The sequence below is a fragment of the Microbacterium sp. NPDC080005 genome (assembly GCF_040702445.1).
GTDB lineage: Bacteria > Actinomycetota > Actinomycetes > Actinomycetales > Microbacteriaceae > Microbacterium > Microbacterium oleivorans_D.
The window spans coordinates 250,699-272,160 of the sequence record NZ_JBFBLD010000003.1 but is presented as its reverse complement, the minus strand read 5'-3'; the positions used below and the strand labels follow the sequence as shown (position 1 = coordinate 272,160).

Annotated in this window: 21 protein-coding genes; 14 read left to right on the top strand and 7 right to left on the bottom strand. The window is 69.5% G+C overall.

The features are described from left to right. The 3 genes from AB0259_RS14530 to AB0259_RS14520 all read left to right on the top strand — a co-directional run. A partial coding sequence (locus tag AB0259_RS14530) for an HNH endonuclease signature motif containing protein (RefSeq protein ID WP_366223169.1) occupies nucleotides 1–441 on the top strand: 441 nt, incomplete at its 5' end. Nucleotides 442–541: 100 nt separating this feature from the next. Further along, complete coding sequence (locus AB0259_RS14525; protein ID WP_366223168.1) at nucleotides 542–1,345, top strand: alpha/beta hydrolase; 804 nt, start codon at nucleotides 542–544, stop codon at nucleotides 1,343–1,345. Beyond that, nucleotides 1,345–1,782 carry a transcriptional regulator gene (locus AB0259_RS14520; protein ID WP_366223167.1) on the top strand — a complete coding sequence of 146 codons (438 nt, stop codon included), beginning with the start codon at nucleotides 1,345–1,347 and terminating at the stop codon, nucleotides 1,780–1,782. Before AB0259_RS14525 ends, AB0259_RS14520 begins: the two co-directional genes overlap by 1 nt. Before the next feature lie 69 nt (nucleotides 1,783–1,851). On the opposite strand, the gene AB0259_RS14515 is transcribed toward AB0259_RS14520, so the two are convergent. The 3 genes from AB0259_RS14515 to AB0259_RS14505 form a co-directional block, all read right to left on the bottom strand. Next, nucleotides 1,852–3,102 (bottom strand): sigma-70 family RNA polymerase sigma factor, encoded by a 1,251-nt coding sequence (locus tag AB0259_RS14515; protein ID WP_366223166.1) that lies wholly within the window; start codon nucleotides 3,100–3,102, stop codon nucleotides 1,852–1,854. Nucleotides 3,103–3,109: 7 nt separating this feature from the next. Further along, complete coding sequence (locus tag AB0259_RS14510) at nucleotides 3,110–3,538, bottom strand: YciI family protein (protein WP_366223165.1); 429 nt, start codon at nucleotides 3,536–3,538, stop codon at nucleotides 3,110–3,112. An 89-nt stretch (nucleotides 3,539–3,627) separates the two neighbouring features. Continuing rightward, nucleotides 3,628–4,266: a TetR/AcrR family transcriptional regulator gene (locus AB0259_RS14505; protein ID WP_251582269.1), complete on the bottom strand. Its 639-nt coding sequence runs from the start codon at nucleotides 4,264–4,266 to the stop codon at nucleotides 3,628–3,630. Between the two features lie 182 nt (nucleotides 4,267–4,448). Between AB0259_RS14505 and AB0259_RS14500 the strand changes: the two genes are divergently transcribed. From AB0259_RS14500 to AB0259_RS14465, 8 genes are all read left to right on the top strand, one after another. Further along, a complete protein-coding gene (locus tag AB0259_RS14500; RefSeq protein ID WP_366223164.1) occupies nucleotides 4,449–6,116 on the top strand; it encodes an ABC transporter substrate-binding protein in 1,668 nt (555 codons plus the stop codon). Between the two features lie 88 nt (nucleotides 6,117–6,204). Continuing rightward, nucleotides 6,205–7,029: an ABC transporter ATP-binding protein gene (locus AB0259_RS14495; protein WP_366223163.1), complete on the top strand. Its 825-nt coding sequence runs from the start codon at nucleotides 6,205–6,207 to the stop codon at nucleotides 7,027–7,029. Further along, nucleotides 7,026–7,835: an ATP-binding cassette domain-containing protein gene (locus AB0259_RS14490; RefSeq protein WP_366223162.1), complete on the top strand. Its 810-nt coding sequence runs from the start codon at nucleotides 7,026–7,028 to the stop codon at nucleotides 7,833–7,835. Before AB0259_RS14495 ends, AB0259_RS14490 begins: the two co-directional genes overlap by 4 nt. Next, the gene (locus AB0259_RS14485; protein ID WP_251582260.1) at nucleotides 7,832–8,911 is read left to right on the top strand and encodes an ABC transporter permease; all 1,080 of its coding nucleotides are present in this window, start codon (nucleotides 7,832–7,834) and stop codon (nucleotides 8,909–8,911) included. Before AB0259_RS14490 ends, AB0259_RS14485 begins: the two co-directional genes overlap by 4 nt. 2 nt (nucleotides 8,912–8,913) lie before the next feature. After that, entirely contained in the window at nucleotides 8,914–9,939 is a 1,026-nt protein-coding gene (locus tag AB0259_RS14480; protein WP_251582258.1) for an ABC transporter permease, read from the top strand. Continuing rightward, the gene (locus tag AB0259_RS14475) at nucleotides 9,936–12,176 is read left to right on the top strand and encodes a glycoside hydrolase family 3 N-terminal domain-containing protein (protein WP_366223161.1); all 2,241 of its coding nucleotides are present in this window, start codon (nucleotides 9,936–9,938) and stop codon (nucleotides 12,174–12,176) included. Before AB0259_RS14480 ends, AB0259_RS14475 begins: the two co-directional genes overlap by 4 nt. Before the next feature lie 74 nt (nucleotides 12,177–12,250). Next, nucleotides 12,251–12,787, top strand: coding sequence for a sigma-70 family RNA polymerase sigma factor (locus AB0259_RS14470; protein WP_366223160.1), 537 nt, complete (start codon nucleotides 12,251–12,253; stop codon nucleotides 12,785–12,787). After that, nucleotides 12,784–13,374 (top strand): hypothetical protein, encoded by a 591-nt coding sequence (locus AB0259_RS14465; protein ID WP_366223159.1) that lies wholly within the window; start codon nucleotides 12,784–12,786, stop codon nucleotides 13,372–13,374. Before AB0259_RS14470 ends, AB0259_RS14465 begins: the two co-directional genes overlap by 4 nt. A 7-nt stretch (nucleotides 13,375–13,381) precedes the next feature. On the opposite strand, the gene AB0259_RS14460 is transcribed toward AB0259_RS14465, so the two are convergent. After that, nucleotides 13,382–14,095: a response regulator gene (locus AB0259_RS14460; protein WP_366223158.1), complete on the bottom strand. Its 714-nt coding sequence runs from the start codon at nucleotides 14,093–14,095 to the stop codon at nucleotides 13,382–13,384. After that, complete coding sequence (locus tag AB0259_RS14455) at nucleotides 14,092–15,357, bottom strand: ATP-binding protein (protein WP_366223157.1); 1,266 nt, start codon at nucleotides 15,355–15,357, stop codon at nucleotides 14,092–14,094. Before AB0259_RS14455 ends, AB0259_RS14460 begins: the two co-directional genes overlap by 4 nt. A 138-nt stretch (nucleotides 15,358–15,495) precedes the next feature. Between AB0259_RS14455 and AB0259_RS14450 the strand changes: the two genes are divergently transcribed. The 3 genes from AB0259_RS14450 to AB0259_RS14440 are packed head-to-tail and all read left to right on the top strand — an operon-like array spanning nucleotide 15,496 to nucleotide 18,621. Beyond that, on the top strand, nucleotides 15,496–16,509 hold the full coding sequence (locus AB0259_RS14450; RefSeq protein WP_366223156.1) for a tripartite tricarboxylate transporter substrate-binding protein: 1,014 nt from the start codon (nucleotides 15,496–15,498) through the stop codon (nucleotides 16,507–16,509). Beyond that, nucleotides 16,506–17,090, top strand: coding sequence for a tripartite tricarboxylate transporter TctB family protein (locus tag AB0259_RS14445; RefSeq protein WP_366223155.1), 585 nt, complete (start codon nucleotides 16,506–16,508; stop codon nucleotides 17,088–17,090). The genes AB0259_RS14450 and AB0259_RS14445 overlap by 4 nt, the downstream gene beginning before the upstream one ends. A gap of 1 nt (nucleotide 17,091) precedes the next feature. Then, nucleotides 17,092–18,621, top strand: coding sequence for a tripartite tricarboxylate transporter permease (locus AB0259_RS14440; RefSeq protein ID WP_366223154.1), 1,530 nt, complete (start codon nucleotides 17,092–17,094; stop codon nucleotides 18,619–18,621). Between the two features lie 57 nt (nucleotides 18,622–18,678). On the opposite strand, the gene AB0259_RS14435 is transcribed toward AB0259_RS14440, so the two are convergent. Both AB0259_RS14435 and AB0259_RS14430 read right to left on the bottom strand, forming a co-directional pair. After that, nucleotides 18,679–19,575: an SDR family oxidoreductase gene (locus AB0259_RS14435; protein ID WP_251582228.1), complete on the bottom strand. Its 897-nt coding sequence runs from the start codon at nucleotides 19,573–19,575 to the stop codon at nucleotides 18,679–18,681. Between the two features lie 38 nt (nucleotides 19,576–19,613). Next, the gene (locus AB0259_RS14430; RefSeq protein ID WP_251582226.1) at nucleotides 19,614–21,425 is read right to left on the bottom strand and encodes a glycoside hydrolase family 15 protein; all 1,812 of its coding nucleotides are present in this window, start codon (nucleotides 21,423–21,425) and stop codon (nucleotides 19,614–19,616) included. Nucleotides 21,426–21,462: the final 37 nt, after the last annotated feature.

Below are 21,462 nucleotides of genomic sequence, written 5' to 3'. Positions count from 1 at the left end.
GGCGCCGCGCGACAACTGGCCGGGAACACTCACATCTGGGAGCGGCTGTTCCACGACCCGATCACCGGGGTCACCGTCGCGACCGACTCGTACCGCGTCCCGTCGGGAATGCGACGGTTCCTGCAAGCCCGCGACCAGCACTGCCGGTTCCCCGGATGCCGCACCGCCGCCATCCGCTGCGAGATCGATCACACCCACGACCACGCCCTCGGCGGACGAACCGAACTGTCCAATCTCGCCCACCTGTGTCAACGGCACCACTCGATGAAGCAGTTCACCGCCTGGCGAGTCCGACAACTCACGGGTGGCGTCCTCGAATGGACCTCACCCCTCGGCAGAACCTACAGAGAAGACGCACCCACCCCGGCCGTCGCGTTCAGTCCTGCCGCACCACCGCCACCGCCGGCACCGACCGCGCCCGCAGGACCCGCGCCCTTCTGAGGCGAGTCTGGCTTCCCCGCCTCGCTCTGCCCTCCCGCAGACTGCCGAGCCGAGGTGAACCCTGCACTATTCTCAGAGAATGGTGAAATTGAGAGGACGCATGAATCGTCCGAGTTCCGTCATCGCGTATGCGGACTCGGGCGATCGTGGGGTTCCGGTGGTCCTGACTCATGGTGCGGGCCTTGATCACTCGATGTTCGAGGTGCAGGCTGCCGCTCTCATCGACCATGGCTTTCGTGTGATCGTCTGGGATATGCGCGCGCACGGGCAGTCCACGCTCGCTGACGGAGCCCGTTTCGTGGCGCGAGACGCGCTTGACGACCTGGACGCTCTGCTCGTCGAGTGCCGAGCGGAGCGGGCCGTGCTCGTCGGTCACTCGCTCGGCGGAAATCTCGTGCAGGCTTTCGCGCGTGAGCATCCCGACCGAGTTCGAGGCATCATCGTCATCGATTCCACGTGGAACGTCGGCCCGCTCTCGATGGTCGAGCGCGCCGCGCTCCGTCTCGCCGCGCCGACTCTGTCGCTGGTTCCGGCCCGGCAGTTGCCGAGTCTGATGGCTCGGGCCTCGGCAGTGACCCCGGAGGCTGTTGCCTGGGCAGAGGCGCTGTTCGCACGGATGCCGAAATCGAGATTCTTGGACGTGTGGAAAGCAACCGTGTCATTCGTCGATCCCGACGTTCAGACTCGCGCCGACGTGTTGCTGGCCCTCATCCGTGGTGCTGATGACCGCACGGGAAACATCGCGAGCGCAATGCCTCGATGGGCCGCCTTCGAAGGCGTAGCCGAGCATGTCATCCCGGGGGCTGGGCACATCGTGACATGGGACGCGCCGGAGCAGAGCACACGTGCTCTGCTCGACATTCTCGAGGAATGGACGAGCGCGGACACGGACAGGCGATCGTGATGTCGAGCGACCAGCATCAGTTCATCAACGCCATGGGAGACATCCTGGCGACCTGGCACCTCTCTCGGTCTACCGGACGCGTGTACGGCTATCTTCTTCTGCGAGAAGAGGCGTCGAGTTCGGAGCAGCTGCGCGAAGCCCTCTCCCTGAGTTCAGGTGCCGTCAGCGCCGCTGTCCGGGAACTCGTGTCCTGGGGGTTGGCGAGGACACTCCCACAGCCGGGCAGCAGGAGGCTGCTCATCGAGGCTGCCGGCGGGTTCGAGCAGCTTCTCGCCGCCAGCCACGAGCGCACCCGTACCTTCATCCGCACACTCGAAGCCGCCGAGCGTGTATCGGACGGCCCGAGCGCCGCCGCGCGCCTCCGCGACGTGACGAACCTTTTCACCACCTACGTGGACGCGGCAGAGCATGCACTGCGAGCCAGGCGACAGACGTAACCCACTACGACCGTCGTCCGTCGTGGATCCGACTGGCACAGCGCGGCCGCCGACCTCTCGCCACCCCGACTACGCCCCCGCCTCCAGGCTCGCCGCTTTGTCGCGCAAGACCCCCTGCTGAACCGTGTTTGCGGTCAGCTCCGCGGCCGCCAGCAACTCGGCGCGTGCCTCCGCCGCCCGCCCCAGCCGAGCCAGCAACTCGCCCCGCACGCTCGGGATCACGTGCGACCCGCGCAGCGCGCCCGACCGCTCCACCTCCTCGACGATCGCCAGCGCCTCTGCCGGACCGACCGCCATCGACACCGCCGCCGCGCGATTCAACTCGACCATCGGGCTCGGCGCGACCCGCCCCAGGATCTCGTAGAGCAGCACGATCCGTCCCCAGTCGGTCTCCGCAACGCTCGGCGCGAGCGCATGCCATCGCGCGATCTCGGCCTGCAGTGCGTACGGCCCCCGACCGGCCCCGCGCGCCGCGGCCGCGGCATCCGCTCGTCGCAACTCATCCACCGCGCGAGCGATCTGCCCCCGATCCCACCGCGACCGATCCTGGTCCGCCAGCAGCACTGCACCGCCCGTTGCCGTCTCACGCGCGGCGAACCGCGAGCGCTGGAACTCCATGAGCGCCAGGAGCGCAAGCGCCTCAGGCTCGCGCGGCAACAACCCCGACACCACACGCCCGAGGCGGATCGCCTCGTCGGCCAGATCCGGACGCACCCAGCGGTCACCCCCCGTCGCCGCATACCCCTCCGTGAAGACCAGGTAGATCACACCGAGAACGGCGCCCAGACGCGCCGTCCACTCCGACGGGTCGGGTGTCTCGAAAGGCACCCCCGCCGCCGCCAGCGTCTTCTTCGCGCGCGTGATCCTCGCCTGCACCGTCGGCACCGAGGTCAGCAGCATCCGTGCGATCTCCTCGGTCGTCAGCCCCGCCACCACGCGTAGTGTCAGCGCGACCTGCGACTCACGCGACAACGCGGGGTGGCACGCGGTGAACACGAGCCGCAGCATGTCGTCGTCGATGGGCTCCCACTCGGCATCCATCGCCTCGTCCAAGCCCCGCGCGATCACGGCGTATCGCTCGTCGAGCGTGGATCGGCGACGCCACACATCCACCACCCGCCGCTTGGCGACCGTCGTCAACCAGGCCCCCGGATTCGCCGGCACGCCGTCGCGCGACCACGCACCCAACGCCTCGACCAGAGCCTCTTGAGCGACGTCCTCGGCGAGGCCGAGGTCGCCCGTCATCTTGGCGACGGATGCCACGATCCGGGCGCCTTCGATGCGCCAGACGGCCTCGACCTCACGCCGAGCGTCGCTCATGATCGGGTCAGGCGCTCGCGTTCTCGGCCTGCTCGTCGCGCCAGCCCTTCTCCTTCTGGATGTACTCGTTGTCCGCGTAGTCCGCGAAGTCCGACCCGTCGGTCACGCGACGCACCTCGAGCTTGTTGCCCGGCGTCAGCGGCGCCCGCTTCGCCCACTCGATCGCCTCTTCGACGGTCGCCGTCTGCAGGATCCAGAACCCGTTGAACAGCTCGTGGATCTCGCCGTAGGGGCCATCGCTCACGACCGGCGTCTCGCCGGAGAAGTCCACGACGTACCCGGCCTCGGGCGCGAGTCCCTCGCCGGCGACGAGGACGCCCGCCTTCATCATCGCCTCGTTGTAGGCGCCCATGGCGTTGATCACCGCCTCGAAATCCATGTTCTCGTAGCTCTCCACGGCTGCCTGGGTGGCCCGCATGATCAGCATGTGCTTCATCGTCTTCTCCTGAGTTCGGGGGACGCGATCTCGTCCCTCTCACTATCGCGTCGAACGGGCGGAGAAGAAATCGACATCGTGCCGAGAATCTATTCGCCCGCGAGCACCGATCCACGTGGTTCGAGCACTGCCGCGACGATCGCCTCGATCGCGAACTCCGACGAGCGACCCAGGTCGATCGCGGTCGGATCGAGCAGCCACTGCACCTGCAGGCCGTCCATCACCGCGAGGATGGCGGCTGCGCCGTCGGCGATCGCGCCCGGAGAGGTGATCCCCCGCTCCGCGCACACGCGCTCGAACGCCGTCGCGACCTCAAGGCGCAGGTTGCGATAGCGCTCCTCGAAGTATGCGCGCCCCGGGTGATCGTCCGTCACCGACTCCGCCGAGAGGACCGCGAACGCCTGCACGATCCCCGCTCGCCGCGCGTTCGCGAACGCCGTCCGCACGAGGTGCCGGAACAGGTCGATCCCGCCCGGGATGTGCTGATCCTCGAGGTCTGCGACGTCCGTCTCATCTCGGCGAGTCAGCACCTCGAGCAGCAGCTGATCCTTCGACCCGAAATGGTGGAGGATGCCGGCGTGCGTCATGCCGACCTGGTCGGCGATGTCCTGCAGGGTGCCCCCGGAGTAGCCCTTGGCACCGAAGATGTCGAGCGCGGCATCCAGGATGACGCGCCGGCGCGCGATCGTCTCAGGCCGCGACCGCGGCTGGCGACGGACGTCGACCATGTTCCACCTCTTCCTCGATGCTGGAGCAGATTGTACGCAGGGCTTCGACAACGCTTCGATAACCGCGCTTGAAAACTTACTTACTAGATCGTAAGTTAATTCACGCAATCACACTCAGCGCCGAGTGGCACTCCTTCGGAGGTCTGAACGCGGCGCCGGGACCCACTGATGAAGGAGAAGCAATGAGGCTGAAGACCTCCCTCGCCGCCGCCGGTCTCACCGCGGCACTCATCCTCACCGGCTGCGCCGCCGGTGGTGGAAACACCAGCAACAACTCCGGGGGCAACGGCACGGGAGCCGCCCTCACGATCGCCAAGCCCGACGGCGCCATCACGACCGAATCGCACAACCCCTACCTCGGCGACTCGTCCGCGTCGAAGTACGGCTACGGCAAGGTCATCTTCGAGCCCCTCGCCCTCGTCAACCCGACCGGCGACCTCGGCACCACCCCGTGGCTCGCCGAAACGGTCGAGTGGAACGACGACTACACCCAGCTCACCGTCACGCCCCGCAGCGGCGTGACCTGGAGCGACGGTGAGGACTTCACCGCCGACGACATCGTCTTCACGTTCAACCAGTACCTCAGCGGCAAGCTCACCGACACCGGCGCCCTCGGCGTCACCGATGTCAAGGCCGACGGCGACACCGTCGTGATCAGCTTCGGCACCTCGAAGTTCACCGCCCAGGGCCGCGTCCTGCACACCCCGATCGTGCCGGAGCACATCTGGAAGGACATCGCCGACCCCAACACCGACCCCCTCACCGACGAGGGCAAGGCTGTCGGCACCGGACCGTACGTGCTCTCCAACTGGTCGACCGAGTCCGTCTCGCTGACCGCGAACCCCGACTACTGGGGTGGCGAGCTCGCCGTGCCGCAGCTCAACTACGTCTCCTACGGCGACAACGCGGCCCTCACGACCGCGCTGGCGACCGGCGACGCCGACTGGGCGCAGGCGTTCATCCCGCAGATCCAGCAGAGCTACCTCGACGCCGACCCGGACAACGTCTTCCTCGTCTCGCCGACCCCCGGCGCCGGCACGCTGTTCATGAACCTGCAGCGCAAGCCGTTCAACGACCCCGCACTCCGCGAGGCCCTGGCATGGACGATCGACCGCGAGGCCTACGTCGACATCGCCCGCGAAGGTGCGAGCGAGGCGATCTGGAACAAGACCGGCCTCAGCTCCGTGCTCGAGAGCGAGATCATCGACGAGTACAAGGATGACAACTACTCGGTCGACGTCGACAAGGCGAAGGAAGTTCTCGAGGACGCCGGCTACACGTGGAACAGCGGTGCGCTGACCGACCCCGACGGTGAGGCCGTCGAGTTCTCGATCTCGGTCCCCGCCGGCTGGAGCGACTGGAACACCGAGCAGGCCCTCATCTCCGAGGAGCTCGACAAGGCGCTCGGCATCAAGGTCAACGTCGACCAGCCCGACTGGGGCGGCTGGGACGCCGCCCGCCAGGAAGGCGACTTCGACGCGATCATCCACTGGCTCGAGGACACCGGCAACGCGTACGGCCTGTACACGTCGACGATGGACCCGAAGTGGATCGTCGACGACAAGGCGTCCTTCAACTTCGGCCGCTTCGACGACCCGAAGGTGACCGAGGCGCTGAACACGTACGCCAACGCGAGCTCCGATGAGGACCGCGCGGGCGCCAGCGCCGTGCTGCAGAAGGCGTTCGTCGAGAACGTCCCGGCCATCCCGCTCGGTGCGCACCCGCTCCTCGGCGAGTTCAACACGCGCAACTACGTCGGCTGGCCCTCGGAGGACGACCAGTACGCCGCAGGTGACCCGACGCAGCCCGGCATCGTTCAGATCCTGACGAAGCTGAAGCCCGCCGAGTAATCCGACCGAGTGACGGGGCGGATGCCGCTGGCCCGGCGGCATCCGCCCCGCCATCCCTGCTCACCTCCACGAAAGCGAGCACGCACCGATGCGCGATTCGTTACTGTCCGTCGACGACTTCTCCGTCGTCTACGACGTCGACCCCCCGGTCGAAGCCGTCAAGAACGTCACCCTGGAACTGCGCCGCGGCGAGATCCTGGGGCTCGCCGGCGAGAGCGGATGCGGCAAGACGACCCTCGCCTACGGTGTGCAGCGCCTGCTCAAGGCGCCCGCCGTCATCTCGAGCGGTTCCGTTGTGTTCCGCGACGTCTCCGGCGAGGACATCGACGTCAACTCCCTCGACCCGGAGGAGATGCGCCGCTTCCGCTGGGACAAGATCTCCATGGTCTTCCAGGGCGCGATGAACGCGCTCAACCCGGTCGCCACGATCGGCTCGCAGCTCTCCGACGTCTTCGAGGTCCACCGCCCGGACATGAGCCGCGCCGCGCGACGTGACGCGGTGAACGAGCTTCTCGAGATCGTCAAGGTCGGCGCCGCCCGCAGCCGTTCCTTCCCCCACGAACTCTCCGGCGGCATGCGTCAGCGCGTCATGATCGCGATGGCGCTCGCCCTGCGCCCCCAGCTGATGGTCATGGACGAGCCGACCACCGCGCTCGACGTGCTCGTGCAGCGCGAGATCCTCAAGCAGATCTCGCAGCTGCGCCACGAGTTCGGTTTCTCCGTCATCTTCATCACCCACGACCTGCCGCTGCTCCTGGAGATCAGCGACCGCATCGCCATCATGCGCGAAGGCGAGATCGTCGAGATCGACACCGCCGAGCGCATCTGGACCGCCCCGCAGCACGAGTACACGCGCACCCTGCTGTCCTCGTTCCCGCGACTGACCGGTGAAAGGGGGGTCGTCGTCCGATGACCACACTCGAATTCGACGGCGTCACGAAGGTCTACCACGTCCGCGGCGCCGGCCAGATGAAGGCCCTCGACGACGTCTCGTTCACCCTGACCTCCGGACAGACCATCGGCCTCGTCGGCCAGTCCGGCAGCGGCAAGTCGACGATCGCGAAGATCCTCACGCAGCTCGAGACCCCGACGAGCGGCGAGGTGCGCCTCGACGGCACACCCATCCCCCGCCGAGGCAAGGGCCTGCGCGCCTACCGCCAGCAGCTGCGGATGGTCTTCCAGGACCCGTTCGCCTCGCTGAACCCCTATCACTCGATCCGCCACCACGTCGAGCGCCCGCTGCGCCTGGACAACGTGGTCCCGAAGCGCGAGGTCGAGGACGAGGTCCGCCGGCTCCTGGACCGCGTGCGCCTCGACCCCGACTCGGTCATCGACCGCCGCCCGCACGAGCTCTCAGGCGGGCAGCGGCAACGCGTCGCGATCGCCCGGGCCCTGGCATCCCGCCCCCGGCTGCTCGTCGCCGACGAGCCCGTCTCGATGCTCGACGTCTCGATCCGCATGGGCGTGCTGAACCTGCTCGCCGACCTGCAGCGCGAAGAAGGGCTCGGGGTGCTCTACATCACTCATGACCTCGCGACCGCGCGTCACTTCAGCGACGAGATCCTCGTCCTCAACCAGGGCAGGGTCGTCGAGAGCGGCACCGCCGACGACGTCATCCTGCGCCCGCAGAACCCGTACACGCAGGAGCTCCGCGCTGCGTCCCCCGACCCCGAGAGCCACTTCGCATCGGCTCCCGGACTGCCCGGAGGTGCCCGATGACCGCCGTCCAGCCGCAACCGCCCGTCGAATCGACCGACGCCCTCGAGGTCGGCACCACCGCCACCGCGACGGTCAAGGGACGCACCCGCATCCCGTGGCGCTTCCTCGGCAGCCGCGCTCTCTTCTACCTGTTCACACTGTGGGCGGCGATCACGATCAACTTCTTCCTGCCTCGGTTCATGAAGGGCGACGCGGTCGACCAGTACCTCGCCCGCAACCGCAACGTCACCCCCGAGGCGGCCGACGCCCTGCGCGCCCTCCTCGGCATCGACACCGACAAGTCGCTCTGGCAGCAGTACCTCGACTACTGGGGTCTCATGTTCCGCGGCGATCTCGGCGTCTCGCTGCTGCACGGCCTCCGCCCCGTCACCGAGGTCATCAGCCAGTCGCTGCCGTGGACGGTCGGCCTCGTCGGGTTCGCGACGATCGTCTCGTTCCTCATCGGCACGATCGGCGGCGCCATCATCGGCTGGCGTCGCGGCAGCCGCTCCGAGGTGCTGATCCCGATCACGACGTTCCTCAGCACCATCCCGTACTTCTGGCTCGGCCTGCTTGCCATCGCCCTCTTCTCGGTGAACCTGAAGTGGTTCCCCATCGGCAAGGCGTACGGCGTCGGGGTCTCACCCGAGTTCACCCCCGAGTTCATCGGCCAGGTGATCCACCACGGCACGCTCCCGGCGGTGACGATCATCATCGCCTCGCTCGGCGGCTGGATGCTCGGCATGCGCAACATGATGCTGACGGTCCTCGACGAGGACTACATCACGGTCGCGCAGGCCAAGGGGATGCCGAACTCGCGCGTCCTCTGGCGCTACGCCGCACGCAACGCGGTGCTCCCCCAGATCCAGAGCTTCGCGCTGTCGATCGGCTTCATCGTCGGCGGCACGATCGTGATGGAGATGGTCTTCAGCTACCCCGGCGTCGGCAAGCTCCTCCTGGACGCCACCAACGCGAAGGACTACGCGCTCATGCAGGGCGTCTTCCTCGTGATCACGCTGTCGGTGCTCGTCGCGAACATCCTCGCCGACATCGCGTACGCGTTCCTCGACCCGCGCACCCGCCAGACGGAGGCCTGACCATGACCGCAACCGCCACCATCCGCATGGCGCGCACGCAGGAGCCCACCCCGAACACCTTCTGGTCGCGCCTGGGCTCGGCGTTCGCGATGTTCCGCAACGCGAAGTCGATCACGGGTCTGGCGATCCTCGGCTTCTTCGTCCTCATCGCGATCTTCGCCGACGTCCTCGCACCGTTCTCGCCGACTCAGGTCGACAACACCGCCCGGTTCCAGCCGCCGTCCGCCGAACACTGGCTCGGCACGACCCACATCGGCGAGGACGTCCTCAGCCAGGTCATCCACGGCACCCGCGGAGTCATCGTCGTCGGCTTCCTCGCCGCCATCATCGCGACGATCATCGCGATCGTGGTCGGCGTGGTCTCGGGCTACGTCCGCGGCTGGAAGAGCGAAGGACTGTCGGCCCTGACGAACGTCTTCCTCGTCATCCCGGGCCTGCCGCTCATCATCATCGTGGCGGCGATGTTCGAGCAGCCGCCGCTCGTTCTCATCGCCGCCGTGCTCGGCATCACCGGCTGGGCGTGGGGCGCCCGCGTGCTGCGCGCTCAGACGATGTCGCTGCGCAACCGCGACTTCATCCAGGCCGCGCGCGCCAACGGGGAGCCCCTGCGCCGCATCATCGCCGTCGAGATGCTCCCGAACCTCATGGCACTCATCGCCGCGAGCTTCGTCGGCACCGTGACGGCGGCGATCCTCGGCCTCACGACGCTCTCGTACATCGGCGTCATCCCTGTGAACACCTACAACTGGGGCACCATCCTGAACTGGGCGAGCGCGCAGGGCGCGTTCCGGCAGAACCAGTGGTGGTGGTACCTGCCTCCGGGCCTGTGCATCGCCGCGATCGGCGTCGCGCTCTCGCTCATCAACTTCGGCATCGACGAGTACGTGAACCCGCGTCTGCGCTCCGCCGGCGAGCGCGCCCGCGCCATGAAGAAGAAGGGGCTGAACGTCAACGACGCCGTCACGGTCGTCCGCGCGCCCGCCTCTGCCGCACCGCACAGCACCACCTCGAAGGACAGCACCGCATGACCGTCGTCGACCTGCCCACCGCCCCCTACCTCGACCCCGCACTGACCGTCGAGGAGCGTGTCGCCGACCTGCTGGGACGCATGACGCTGCCCGAGAAGGTCGGGCAGATGATGCAGTTCGACGCCCGCGAGGACCTCGAGCACATCGTGCACGAGCGGCACGCCGGCTCGATCCTGCACACATCCCCCGAGAAGGTGCTCCGCGCCGCAGAGCTCACCGCGCAGACCCGCCTGCGCATCCCGCTGCTGGTGGCCGAGGACTGCATCCACGGACACTCCTTCTGGGAGGGCGCGACCATCTTCCCGACCCAGCTCGGCATGGCCTCGACCTGGGACCCCGAGCTCGTCGAGCAGGTCGCGAAGGCGACCGCCGCCGAGGTGGCGGCCACCGGCATCCACTGGACCTTCTCCCCCGTCCTCTGCATCGCACGCGACCTGCGCTGGGGACGTGTGGACGAGACCTTCGGTGAGGACCCGTTCCTCATCGGCGAGCTCGCCTCGGCCATGGTGCGCGGGTATCAGGGCGACGGCCTCGGCGACCCCGATGCGATCCTCGCGACGGCCAAGCACTTCGCCGGGTACTCCGAGACCCAGGGCGGACGCGACGCGAGCGAGGCCGACATCTCGCGCCGCAAGCTGCGCTCCTGGTTCCTTCCGCCGTTCGAACGCGTGGCGCGGGAGGGATGCCGCACCTTCATGCTCGGCTACCAGACCACCGACGGCGTGCCGATCACGGTGAACGACTGGCTGCTCAGCGACGTCCTGCGCGGTGAATGGGGCTACACCGGCACGCTCATCACCGACTGGGACAACGTCGGGCGCATGGTGTGGGAGCAGAAGGTGCAGCCCGACTTCGTGCACGCCGCGGCCGCCGCCGTGAAGGCCGGCAACGACATGATCATGACGACGCCCGGGTTCTTCTCCGGTGCGCTCGAAGCGGTCGACCGCGGGATGCTGACCGAGGCCGACATCGATCAGGCCGTCTCCCGCATCCTGTCGCTGAAGTTCCGCTTCGGGCTGTTCGAGAACCCGCGTCTGCCCGATCGGGAGCGCATCGCCTCGGTCGTCGCCCGCGGCTCCCACGCCGACCTCAATCTCGAGGTCACCCGCCGCTCGCTCGTGCTGCTCCGCAACGACGGCACCCTGCCGCTCGCCCCCGACACCCGCCGGATCGCCGTCGTCGGCCCCCTCGCCGACGACGCGCAGACCCAGCTCGGGGACTGGGCGGGCTCGTCCGGTCAGGTCGACTGGATGCCGGACGGCCACCCGCGCGCGCAGATCACGACCGTCCTCGAGGGACTGCGCGAGCGCGCGGCCGCGACGGTCGAGCACGCGCGAGGCGCTGAGATCCTCCGCTTGACCGACGACCCTGCCGGGACGTTCCCCGACGGCCAGCCGCGTCCGCCCGTCGTCGTCCCGAGCGACCCTGACGAGGCCGAGATCGCCGAGGCGGTCGCCCTGGCCGAGCGCTCCGACGTCGTCGTCGCCGTCGTCGGCGACCGGATCGAGCTGGTCGGTGAAGGCCGATCCACCGCCACGCTCGAGCTCATCGGCGGCCAGCGCGCGCTCCTCGACGCCCTGGCCGCGACGGGGACGCCGCTCGTCGTCGTGCTGCTGGCGTCGAAGCCGCTCATCCTGCCGGAGTCGGTGCGCGAGGCATCCGTCGTCTGGGTCGCCAACCCGGGCATGCAGGGCGGCCGCGCGATCGCGGAGCTCCTGCTCGGCGAGATCGAACCGGCCGGACGCCTGCCGATCTCGTTCGCCCGTCACGCCGGGCAGCAGCCGACGTACTACAACCAGATCCGCGGCCAGCACGGCGACCGCTACGCCGACCTCACGCAGGACCCCGCGTTCGCCTTCGGCGACGGACTGTCGTACACCACCGTCGAGTACGACCAGCCCGAGGTCATGACCCCCGTGGTCTCCCCCGAAGACACGGTCCGCGCACGCGTGACCCTGCGCAACACGGGCACGCGCCCCGCGCACGAGGTCGTGCAGGTCTACGTCCGCGACACAGTGACCTCGGTCAGCTGGGCCGACCGCGAGCTCAAGACGTACCGCCACGTCGACCTCGCCCCCGGCGCGGAGGCGACGGTCGAGATCGAGCTGCCCGCTGCGGAGTGCACGATCGTGGATGCCGCCGGCACCCGCATCGTCGAAGCGGGTGAGTTCGAGGTCCTCATCGGACCGTCGTCACGCCTCGAGGTGCTGCAGGCGGTCTCGTTCGAGATCCGCTGACGCCTTCGAATGACCGGGACGACACGGACGCGTAAGAACTGGCGCCGTGCCGGACATGCTGGAGCATGGGGCCCATGTCGCACGCAGACCGCCGCCGGCGCTTCGAGGAGATCGCCCACGACGTCATCGAGCCCGTGCGCCGGTACGCCCACCGGCGCGCGCCCGCGGCCGACGTCGACGACGTCGTCTCCGAGACGCTGCTCGCGCTATGGCGGCGCCTCGACGACATCCCCGCCGAGCACATCGCCTGGGCGATCGGGATCGCACGGCTGCAACTCGCCAACACCGAGCGCGCCGCGCGTCGACGCGAGCGGCTGAGCAGCCGCATCCGGATCCTCGATTCGCCGCACGAAGCGGCGCCCGTTGCCGAGGACGGGATCGACGACGCCGTGCGACAGGTCCTCGGGTCGCTGCGCCCGGCGGATGCCGAGGTGCTGCGTCTGTGGTCGTGGGAGCAGCTCGAGCCGCGCGAGATCGCCGTCGCCCTCGGCATCACCGCGAACGCCGCCACCGTCCGGCTGCACCGCGCGCGGAAGAAGTTCGCCGACGCGTGGCGTAAGGAAGCGGCATCCGCCGGACATGTCGAAGTGAAGGAGAGGAGCGGACGATGAGCAGCCACGATCAGGACGACCTGCGACGACTGATCCGTCGCGCCGATCCCTCCGCGTCGCTCGCGCCCCTGCGCGAGGACCGGCTCACCCGACTGACGGAGGACACCATGACCCGCACCGAACCCGCGCCCGCGGGCGCCCGCACGTCGCGCCGCGGCTGGCTCGTCGCCGGTGGCGGCATCGTCGTCGCCGCCGCGGCCGCCGCCCTCCTCCTGCCGATGGCGCTCACGTCGCCCGTGGCACCGACGCGCCTCGAGCTCGCCCCCGGCGGCGGCCTCACCGCCATGTGCGCGCAGATCACGCCCGAGGTCATCGGACAGGCGGAGGATGCGTTCCGCGCCACCGTCACCTCGATCGACGACGGCGTCGTCACGCTGAGCGTCGACGACCGATTCGCCGGAGAGGTCGGCGACACGGTCGAGGTCGCCCAGGGCGAGGACACCGCGGTGGACGGAGCCCCCATCGTCTTCGAGGACGGCACCACCTATCTGATCGCGGCCACGGACGGCGTCGTCGCGACCTGCGGCGTCAGCGACGTCGACTCGCCCGAGCTCGAGGCGCTGTACCAGGAGGCGTTCCCCGGCTGAGCCCCGCTCAGACCGGGGCGAGACGGTACAGCACCTCGGGGCGGCCGCGCCGACCGTAGCGGTGCGACACCGCGATCGCGCCGGACTCGGCCAGATGCGTCAGGTAGCGGTGCGCCGTCGCGCGCGACAGATCGGACGCCGTCGCCACCTCGAGGACCGAACGCCCCGTGACCGGGTCGAGCGCCTCGAGGACGCGCGCCAAGGTGGGCGCGGCGAGCCCCTTCGGCAGCGGGCGCGATCCGCCGGTGGACGCCGGGACGGTCCGGATGCCGCCGGTCGCCAGCAGACGATCGATCTCGCCCTGCGCGAGCGGGCGGTCGCGGCCCGCATCCGATCGCGCCTGGCGCTCCTCGCGATAGCGCTCCAATCGCTCACGCAGAGCCGCCTCGGTGAAGGGCTTCACGAGGTAGCCGACCACGCGGGCGGCGAGCGCCTGTCGCACGGTGGTCTGATCGTGGGAGGAGCTGATGACGAGCACGTCGGGCCCGACATCGCCGACGGTCCGCAGGCGATGCAGCACCTCGATGCCGCTGACGTCGGGCAGCCGCATATCGAGCAGCACGAGGTCCACCCCCGTCCGGGTCTGCACGATCGCATCCCGTCCCGTGCCGACGGCACCCGCAACGGTGAAGCCGGGCACGGCGTCCACGAACCGGCAGTGCAGCGCGCGGGCACCCTGGTCGTCGTCGACGACCAGCACCCGGATCGGCGCGGCGCTCACACCCGCTCCATCTCGAACGCGAACCGAGCGCCGCCGAGCGACGACGGACCGACCTCGATCGTGCCGCCGCGCGACGTCACCGTCCGACGGACGAGGTCGAGACCGTAGCCGCGCCCGAAACCCGTCGAGTCGACCTTCGTCGAGAACCCCTGTCCGAAGATCCGGCCCGCGACCCGCGGATCGACCCCCGGGCCGTCGTCCTCGACGGCGCCCCGCAGGCGTCCGCCCTCGCCGCGGACCACGCACCGCACGCGGGTCGCTCCGGCCTCGCCCGCGTTGCGGCAGAGGTTCGTCACGACCGAGACCGCGCCCTCGTCGAGATCTCCGTCGAGGACCAGGTCGAACTCGGCCTGCGCCCCGAGGTCGAGCAGCTCGGCGCGCACGGCGTGCATCGTCGCCTCCGCGACCGGCTCGGCGTCGCTCTCCCGGCTCTCGGCGGATCGCACCGGGACGACGTCCTCGATGTAGCCGAGGGCGGCGGCGTCGTCCCCGCGCGAGACCAGCCCGTGGATGACGTGCAATCTCGTACGGAACTCGTGCGACTGCTCCCGCAACGCCGCCGTCGTCCGCGCCATCTGCGCGTTCTCGGCGGCGACGACATCGGCCCGGCGGAAGCGGCGCTCGACTGCGGCCGTCAGCGCCGAGCTCGCGAGCGTCGCCACGATCAGCGCCCCGATCCCCCACGGGAGGAGCCCCGCGAGCGCGTGGTCGCGATCCTCCGCGATGCTCGACTCCAGCACACCGACCGCGACCATCCCGACGATCCCGCCGTCCTCGGCACGCACGGGCACCTTCGCCCGCAGCGACGGACCGGAGGCGCCGCGCTCGGTGCCGAGGAACGTCTCACCGGCGAGGACCGCTGCGTTCGTCGTCTCCACCTGCACCCCGCGCTCGGACGCTGAGGGATGCGTGATCCGCACCCCCTCGTCATCGGTGATGACGACGTAGTACACCCCCGCGGATGCCGCGACGAGCTCGGCGAGCGGCTGCAGCGCCGCCGTGGCCGCGGCGAGGTCGGTCGCGTCGGCGAGATCCGCCGGGGTACCGGCATCCGTCACCGCCGACAGCGTCGCACGCACGTCCTCGAGATCGGCGATGCTCTGCGCGACGCCCATGACGCGCTCGGCGGTCGCCTCGCGGATCGTGCGCTCCTGCACGTCCATCGCGACCGCCACCGTGGCCGACAGGGCGGCGAGACCCACGACCGAGGGCAGCACGAGCAGCAGCAACCGCACCGTGCGGGGCCGCAGCGGAGACGTCATCGTGCACCACTCCTCGTCCGTCGCGCGACGCGTGAGCGTTTAAGAGAACAACTGACGGCGGATGCCGGCCCGTCGCCGCGCGCTGTCATCCTATTTCGATCGCGCGGAGACGACGATGTCCGCGCGGAGGGAGCAACGATGACCCAGACAGACACACCCGCGCCGCCGCGTCGCGCCCGACATGTGGTCGGCAAGATCGTCGGCGGGGTCATCGCCGCCGCCGCCATCGGCACGGCCGCCACCGGATCGGTCGTCTCCGCCTCGACCGGGGGCGAGGTCGGCGCCTCCATGACGATCGTCGCGCCTGCCGCCGCAGGAGGCGGGTGGGACGGCGTCGCCCGCGAGCTGCAGCAGGCGCAGAAGGCGAACGGCCTCGTGAACAACGTGCAGGTCGTCAACATGCCGGGCGCCGGCGGCACGATCGCACTCGGGAACGTCTCGGTGCTCGAGGGACAGCCGAACAACATGCTCGTCGGCGGTACGGGGCTGCTCGCCGCCACGATCCAGTTCGACTCCGCCGCGACCCTCGCAGACGTCACCCCGCTGGCGGTCGTCGTCGAGGAGTACGACGTCATCGTCGTGCCGGCCGACTCCCCGTACGAGACGCTCGACGATCTCGTCGAGGCCTGGAAGGAGGATCCGAAGGCGCTGCCGTGGACCGGCGGCGGCTCGTTCGACCAGCTCGTCGTCACCGATCTGGCACTGTCCGCCGGGATCGACCCCGTCGACACGACCTACATCTCCTCCGACGGTGGCGGTGAGGCCATCCAGGCCCTGCTCAACGGCACCGCGAAAGCGGCCGCGGGCGGGTACCCCGACAACATCGACCAGATCGAGGCCGGACGCCTGCGCGCGCTCGCACTCGTGGCGAACGAGCCGATCGAGGGCATCGACATCCCGACGGCCGTCGAGCAGGGCCACGACGTGACCCTCACCAACTGGCGGTCGCTCTCGGCCCCGACCGGCCTGGAGGACGAGGAGCGCGACGCGCTCACCGAGCTCGTGCTCGACAGCGTCGCGACTCCCGAGTGGGCCGACGCCATGGAGCGTTACCACTGGACCGAACGGATCATCACCGGTGACGACCTCGACGCCTTCTTGAAGGACGAAGAGGTCCGCATCCGCGAACTGTACGAGGAGATGGGTCTGTGAGCTTCCCCGCCAACCCCACATCGGCGTCCGCCGTCGTCGGCCAGCGCCTCCGCCTGGTCTCCGGCCCGGGCCTCGCCGCCCTGCTCAAGGGCCTCACGATGCCGCTGGTCCTCGTGGCCTTCGCGACGTATCTCGTGATCGGCATCCTCACGATGCGCGTCCCCGAGGGCGCGGCCTTCCCAGGTCCGCAGTTCTTCCCGGGGATCATCGCGGCGGGACTCTACGCCTTCGCGGCGGTGCTCGCCGTCGGCGCGATCCGTGAGGTGCGCGCGACGCCCGACGCGCTCACCGCCGAGCTCGAGGCCGAGCGGACGGGCGAGGAGGCCCCGCGCCCCGTCCGCGTCGACCTGCGCTCGTTCGCCTGGGTCGTGCTGTCCTTCCTCGCCTTCGCGTTCCTCCTCGAGGTCCTCGGCTGGATCCTCGCGGCGGGACTCCTCTTCTGGTGCGTCTCGCGGGCGTTCGGCGCGACCCGGCCTCTGCGGGGCCTCATCGTGGGACTCACGCTGAGCTCCCTCGCCTACATCGGTTTCGACATGGCCCTCGGGATGCCTCTCCCGTCCGGCATCCTCGGAGGTTTCTGACATGGACGTCCTGACACTCCTCGGCGAAGGCTTCGCCGGTGCCCTCACCCCCGCGAACCTGCTGTGGGTGCTGATCGGATGCCTCCTGGGCACGGCCGTCGGCGTGCTCCCCGGCCTCGGCTCGTCGATGGCCGTCGCCCTCCTGCTGCCGATCACGTTCTCCCTCGACCCGACCGCCGCGTTCATCATGTTCGCGGGCGTGTACTTCGGAGGCCTCTTCGGCGATTCGACGATGGGCATCCTCATGAACACGCCCGGCCAGGCGTCCGCCATCGCCTCGACGTTCGAGGGACACAAGATGGCGCTGAACGGCCGGGCGGCGCAAGCCCTCGCCACGGCGGCGATCGGAGCCTTCATCGGTGGCATGGTCGCCTCGATCGTCGTCGTCTTCGTCGCTCCCGCACTCGCGGACTTCTCGAGCCGGTTCGGGCCGGCGGAGTTCTTCGCCCTCGCCGTGTTCGCGTTCGCCGCGACCTCGTCGGTCGTCGCCGACAGCGCGATCAAGGGTCTGACGTCGCTGTTCATCGGTCTCGGGATCGCGGTCATCGGCATCGACGGCGTCTCGGGGGCGCCGCGGTTCACAATGGACTCCCCCAACCTGTTCGACGGCATCTCGCTCGTCACCGTCACGGTCGCGATCCTGGCGCTCGGTGAAGTGATCTACGTCGCCTGCCTCGAGCGGCACATGACGGACAAGGCGCTCATCAAGCCCACCGGACGCCCGTGGCTGAGCCGCCGCGAGCTGAAGGAAGCTGCTCCCGCGTGGCTGCGCGGCACCGCGATCGGCTTGCCGTTCGGCGTCGTCCCCGCGGGTGGGTCCGAGATCCCGACCTTCCTCGCCTACGGCCTCGAGAAGCGCCTCGACGCGCGCCGCAAGAACCCGATGTTCGGCAAGGGCGCCATCCGCGGCCTCGCCGCCCCGGAGGCGGCCGGCAACTCGACGACGGGTATGGCGATGGGCGCCCTGCTGGCGCTGGGCCTGCCGATCTCGGCGACGGCGGCCATCATGCTCGCCGCCTTCCGGCAGTACGGACTGCAGCCCGGACCGCTGCTGTTCGACCGGGCCCCCGACCTCGTCTGGGCTCTCCTGGCGAGCTTCTTCATCGCCATGGTCGTGCTGCTGATCCTGAACCTCCCGTTCGCGATGCTGTGGGCGAAGCTCCTTCTCATCCCGCGTCCGTACCTCTACGCCGGCATCACGCTCTTCTGCGCCCTGGGCATCTACGCGACGTCGGGGTCGACCTTCGACCTCGTGATGCTGCTCGGGATCGGCCTGCTCGGGTTCCTCATGCGGGCGCTCGACTTCCCACTCGCCCCGCTCATCATCGGCATGGTCCTCGGGCCCCTCGCCGAGACGAGCCTGCGGGATGCCGCGATGAGCGCAAACGGCGACTTCACCGTGCTCGTCCACGGTCCCATCTCGATCACGCTGTACGCGCTGCTCGCGGCGGTGCTGGTGTTCTCGGTCCGCAGCAAGATCGTCGCCCGCAAGCGCGCAAAGGCCGACGCGAAGGAGCTCGTCGACGCCTGACCCGGACACCACGAAGGCCCCGCGGCGCGACGCGACGGGGCCTTCGTCATGCGATCGTCAGGGGGTCGGCATCCCGCCGTTGACGTTGAGCGTCTCGCCGAGGACGTAGCTCGACTCCGGCGACGCGAGGAAGACGTACGCGGGAGCGAGCTCCGCGGGCTGTCCCATGCGTCCGAGCGGCGTGTCCTCGCCGAACTGCTCGAGCTTCTCGGGCGGCTGACCGTCCGTCACCTGGAGCGGGGTCCAGACCGGCCCGGGAGCGACCGCGTTGACGCGGATGCCCTTGGGTGCGAGCTGCTGGGCGAGCGCCTTGGTGAAGGCGTTGATCGTCGCCTTCGTCGAGGCGTAGTCCACGAGGGTCTCGGACGGCGAGTACGCCTGGATCGAGGTCGTGTTGATGATGGTCGATCCCGCGGGGAGGTGGGGAACGGCCGCCTTGGTGATCCAGAACATCGCGTCGACGTTGGTCGTGAACGTGTGGTCGAACTGCTCGTCGTCCAGCTGGGTGATGTCCTCGCTGTAGATCTGCTTGCCGCCGTTGTTGACCAAGATGTCGAGGCCGCCGAGGCCCTCGACCGCCTGCGCGACGAGGCCGACGCAGTAGTCCTTGTCCTTCAGGTCGCCCGGCAGGGTGAGGACGTTGGCACCGGCCTCACGCAGGATGCCGGCGATCCGCTGCGCGTCCTCCTCCTCTTCCGGCAGGTAGGACAGGGCGACATCGGCCCCTTCACGGGCGAAGGCGATCGCCGTCGCGGCGCCGATGCCGGAGTCGCCACCGGTGATGAGGGCCTTTCGCCCCGTCAACCGGCCCGTCCCGCGATAGGTGTCCTCGCCGAGGTCGGCCTGGGGAGCGAGGTCGGCGTCGAGGCCGGGCTCCTCCTGGTGACTCTTGCGCGGTTCGATGTGCGCGTAGAGCTCCACCGGATTCGTGAACGTGTACTGGTCGCGTGCCATCGTGCTCTCCTTCTTCTTCATGGTGGTCGTGGTGGTCGTCAGCGGCCGTCGGCGTCGTCGCCGACGAGTTCGCGGATCGTCAGCGCGGCGCGGATCAGCGCCAGGTGACTCAGTGCCTGCGGCAGATTGCCGAGGAAGGCGCCGTCGTCAGGGTCGATCATCTCGGCGAACATCCCGACGTCGTTGCCGGAGGCGACGAGCTCGTTCATCGCGGCGATGCCCTCGTCATGGCGTCCGACGCAGACGAGCGCTGCGGCGCGCCAGAAGCCGCAGGCGACGAACGTGGCCTCCTCGTCGCGCATCCCCGTGTAGCGGAACAGGTGCGGTCCCTCGCCGAGCTCCCCCGAGAGCGCGTCGATGGTGCGCGACATCCGCTCACCACGGTCGAATCCGCTGAGAGAGTGGAGCAGGACGGAGGCGTCGAGGTCGCGGCTGCCCTGGGCCATGACGTAGGCGCCGCGCGACTCCGACCAGCCGTGCTCCTCCACCCATTCGCGCACGAGCTGCGCTTCGGCCGCCCATCGTTCGCTGCTGCCGGGGATCTGCTCGAGCTCCGCGAGGCGGACGGCGTCGTTCAGCGCCTGCCAGCAGCCCATCTTCGACGACACGTAGTGCCGCTCCTCGGGGAGCTCCCACATACCCGAGTCGGGGTTGCGCCAGGAGTCGCACACCTTGTCGGCGTACATCGAGAGCATCCGTCCGGTCTGGACATCCAAAGCGTTCCCCGCCTCGACGTACGCGCGACAGATCGCGAAGAGGTCGCCGTACACCCCGAGCTGGACCTGCTCGCGGGCCGGGTTCCCGGTCACGACAGGCCCGACGCCCCGCCAGCCGGGGACGTCGTACTCCGTGACGTGTCCATCCAGTTCACCGTCGAGCGTGTACATGACGTGCAGCTCCGGACCGTGGCGTCGGATCGTCCGCAGAAGCCACGAGATCGCGGCATGGGTCTCTTCCCGCAGACCGAACCCGACGAGGGCGTCGAGCGTGTAGGCGAGGTCGCGCACCCAGGCGAGCCGGTAGTCCCAGTTCTTCTGCCCGTCCAGGCTCTCGGGGAGGGACGTGGTCGCTGCGGCGGCGATCGCACCGGTCGGGCTGTGGATCAGGAGCTTGAGCATGAGCGCGCTGCGCTGCACGTCGGTCGCCCACGGACCGTCGTACGAGAACTCCCGCGACCACGCGCGCCACGCCTCGATCGTGCGGTCGATGCCGCGGTCGACGTTGTCGGGGTCGGGGAAGTGGATCGGCTCGTCATGGGTCCCGACGACGATGAGCAGGTGTCGGCTGCCCCTCTCGGTCGTGAAGCCGCCCGCCAGCCCTGTCGCGATGCCGTCCGCGGATGCCGCCGGCTCCGGCCCGTGGTCGCGGCCCGTCACACCGATCGTCGTGAGTCCCGACCGCAGGATGCTGCGTCCGTTCGCCCGATCGTGCCACGGCGCCGCCGTCTTCAGCGACGTGCCCGGCTGGACGCGCCAGCGGAACGCGACCTCTCCCTCCACGCCGTCCACGCGGCGGGCGAGCTCTGCCCACGGCAAACGTCCCGCGACGCCCGTCACGAGCGCGTCGGTCACGGTCGCCGTGCCCGACGGGGTGCGGAACGTGGTCACGAGGACGTTCGTGCGCGGCAGGTACCGCCGTCGGACGTCGTACTCCTCCACCGGCTCGAGCTCGATGCAGCCGCCCGCGTCGTCGTCGAGCAGACGCCCGAAGATCGGGAGATCGTCGACGCCGGGCAGCGGCATCCAGTCGATCTGACCCCGCAGCCCGATGAGCGCGACCGTCCGCCCGTCGCCGATCGGCGCATAGCTGCGCAGATCCTGGCCGGGAGCGGTGTCGTCGGAAGGCGGCATGCCGCGAGTCTTCCCGGGACGGCGACGGATCGTGTCC

Excerpts from the sequence above, each read along its gene's own strand:
- AB0259_RS14525 (WP_366223168.1), top strand. The coding sequence starts at position 542 with ATGAATCGTCCGAGTTCCGTCATCGCGTATGCGGACTCGGGCGATCGT.
- AB0259_RS14520 (WP_366223167.1), top strand. The coding sequence starts at position 1,345 with ATGTCGAGCGACCAGCATCAGTTCATCAACGCCATGGGAGACATCCTG.
- AB0259_RS14515 (WP_366223166.1), bottom strand. The coding sequence starts at position 3,102 with ATGAGCGACGCTCGGCGTGAGGTCGAGGCCGTCTGGCGCATCGAAGGC.
- AB0259_RS14510 (WP_366223165.1), bottom strand. The coding sequence starts at position 3,538 with ATGAAGCACATGCTGATCATGCGGGCCACCCAGGCAGCCGTGGAGAGC.
- AB0259_RS14505 (WP_251582269.1), bottom strand. The coding sequence starts at position 4,266 with ATGGTCGACGTCCGTCGCCAGCCGCGGTCGCGGCCTGAGACGATCGCG.
- AB0259_RS14500 (WP_366223164.1), top strand. The coding sequence starts at position 4,449 with ATGAGGCTGAAGACCTCCCTCGCCGCCGCCGGTCTCACCGCGGCACTC.
- AB0259_RS14495 (WP_366223163.1), top strand. The coding sequence starts at position 6,205 with ATGCGCGATTCGTTACTGTCCGTCGACGACTTCTCCGTCGTCTACGAC.
- AB0259_RS14490 (WP_366223162.1), top strand. The coding sequence starts at position 7,026 with ATGACCACACTCGAATTCGACGGCGTCACGAAGGTCTACCACGTCCGC.
- AB0259_RS14485 (WP_251582260.1), top strand. The coding sequence starts at position 7,832 with ATGACCGCCGTCCAGCCGCAACCGCCCGTCGAATCGACCGACGCCCTC.
- AB0259_RS14480 (WP_251582258.1), top strand. The coding sequence starts at position 8,914 with ATGACCGCAACCGCCACCATCCGCATGGCGCGCACGCAGGAGCCCACC.
- AB0259_RS14475 (WP_366223161.1), top strand. The coding sequence starts at position 9,936 with ATGACCGTCGTCGACCTGCCCACCGCCCCCTACCTCGACCCCGCACTG.
- AB0259_RS14470 (WP_366223160.1), top strand. The coding sequence starts at position 12,251 with ATGTCGCACGCAGACCGCCGCCGGCGCTTCGAGGAGATCGCCCACGAC.
- AB0259_RS14465 (WP_366223159.1), top strand. The coding sequence starts at position 12,784 with ATGAGCAGCCACGATCAGGACGACCTGCGACGACTGATCCGTCGCGCC.
- AB0259_RS14455 (WP_366223157.1), bottom strand. The coding sequence starts at position 15,357 with ATGACGTCTCCGCTGCGGCCCCGCACGGTGCGGTTGCTGCTGCTCGTG.
- AB0259_RS14450 (WP_366223156.1), top strand. The coding sequence starts at position 15,496 with ATGACCCAGACAGACACACCCGCGCCGCCGCGTCGCGCCCGACATGTG.
- AB0259_RS14440 (WP_366223154.1), top strand. The coding sequence starts at position 17,092 with ATGGACGTCCTGACACTCCTCGGCGAAGGCTTCGCCGGTGCCCTCACC.
- AB0259_RS14435 (WP_251582228.1), bottom strand. The coding sequence starts at position 19,575 with ATGGCACGCGACCAGTACACGTTCACGAATCCGGTGGAGCTCTACGCG.
- AB0259_RS14430 (WP_251582226.1), bottom strand. The coding sequence starts at position 21,425 with ATGCCGCCTTCCGACGACACCGCTCCCGGCCAGGATCTGCGCAGCTAT.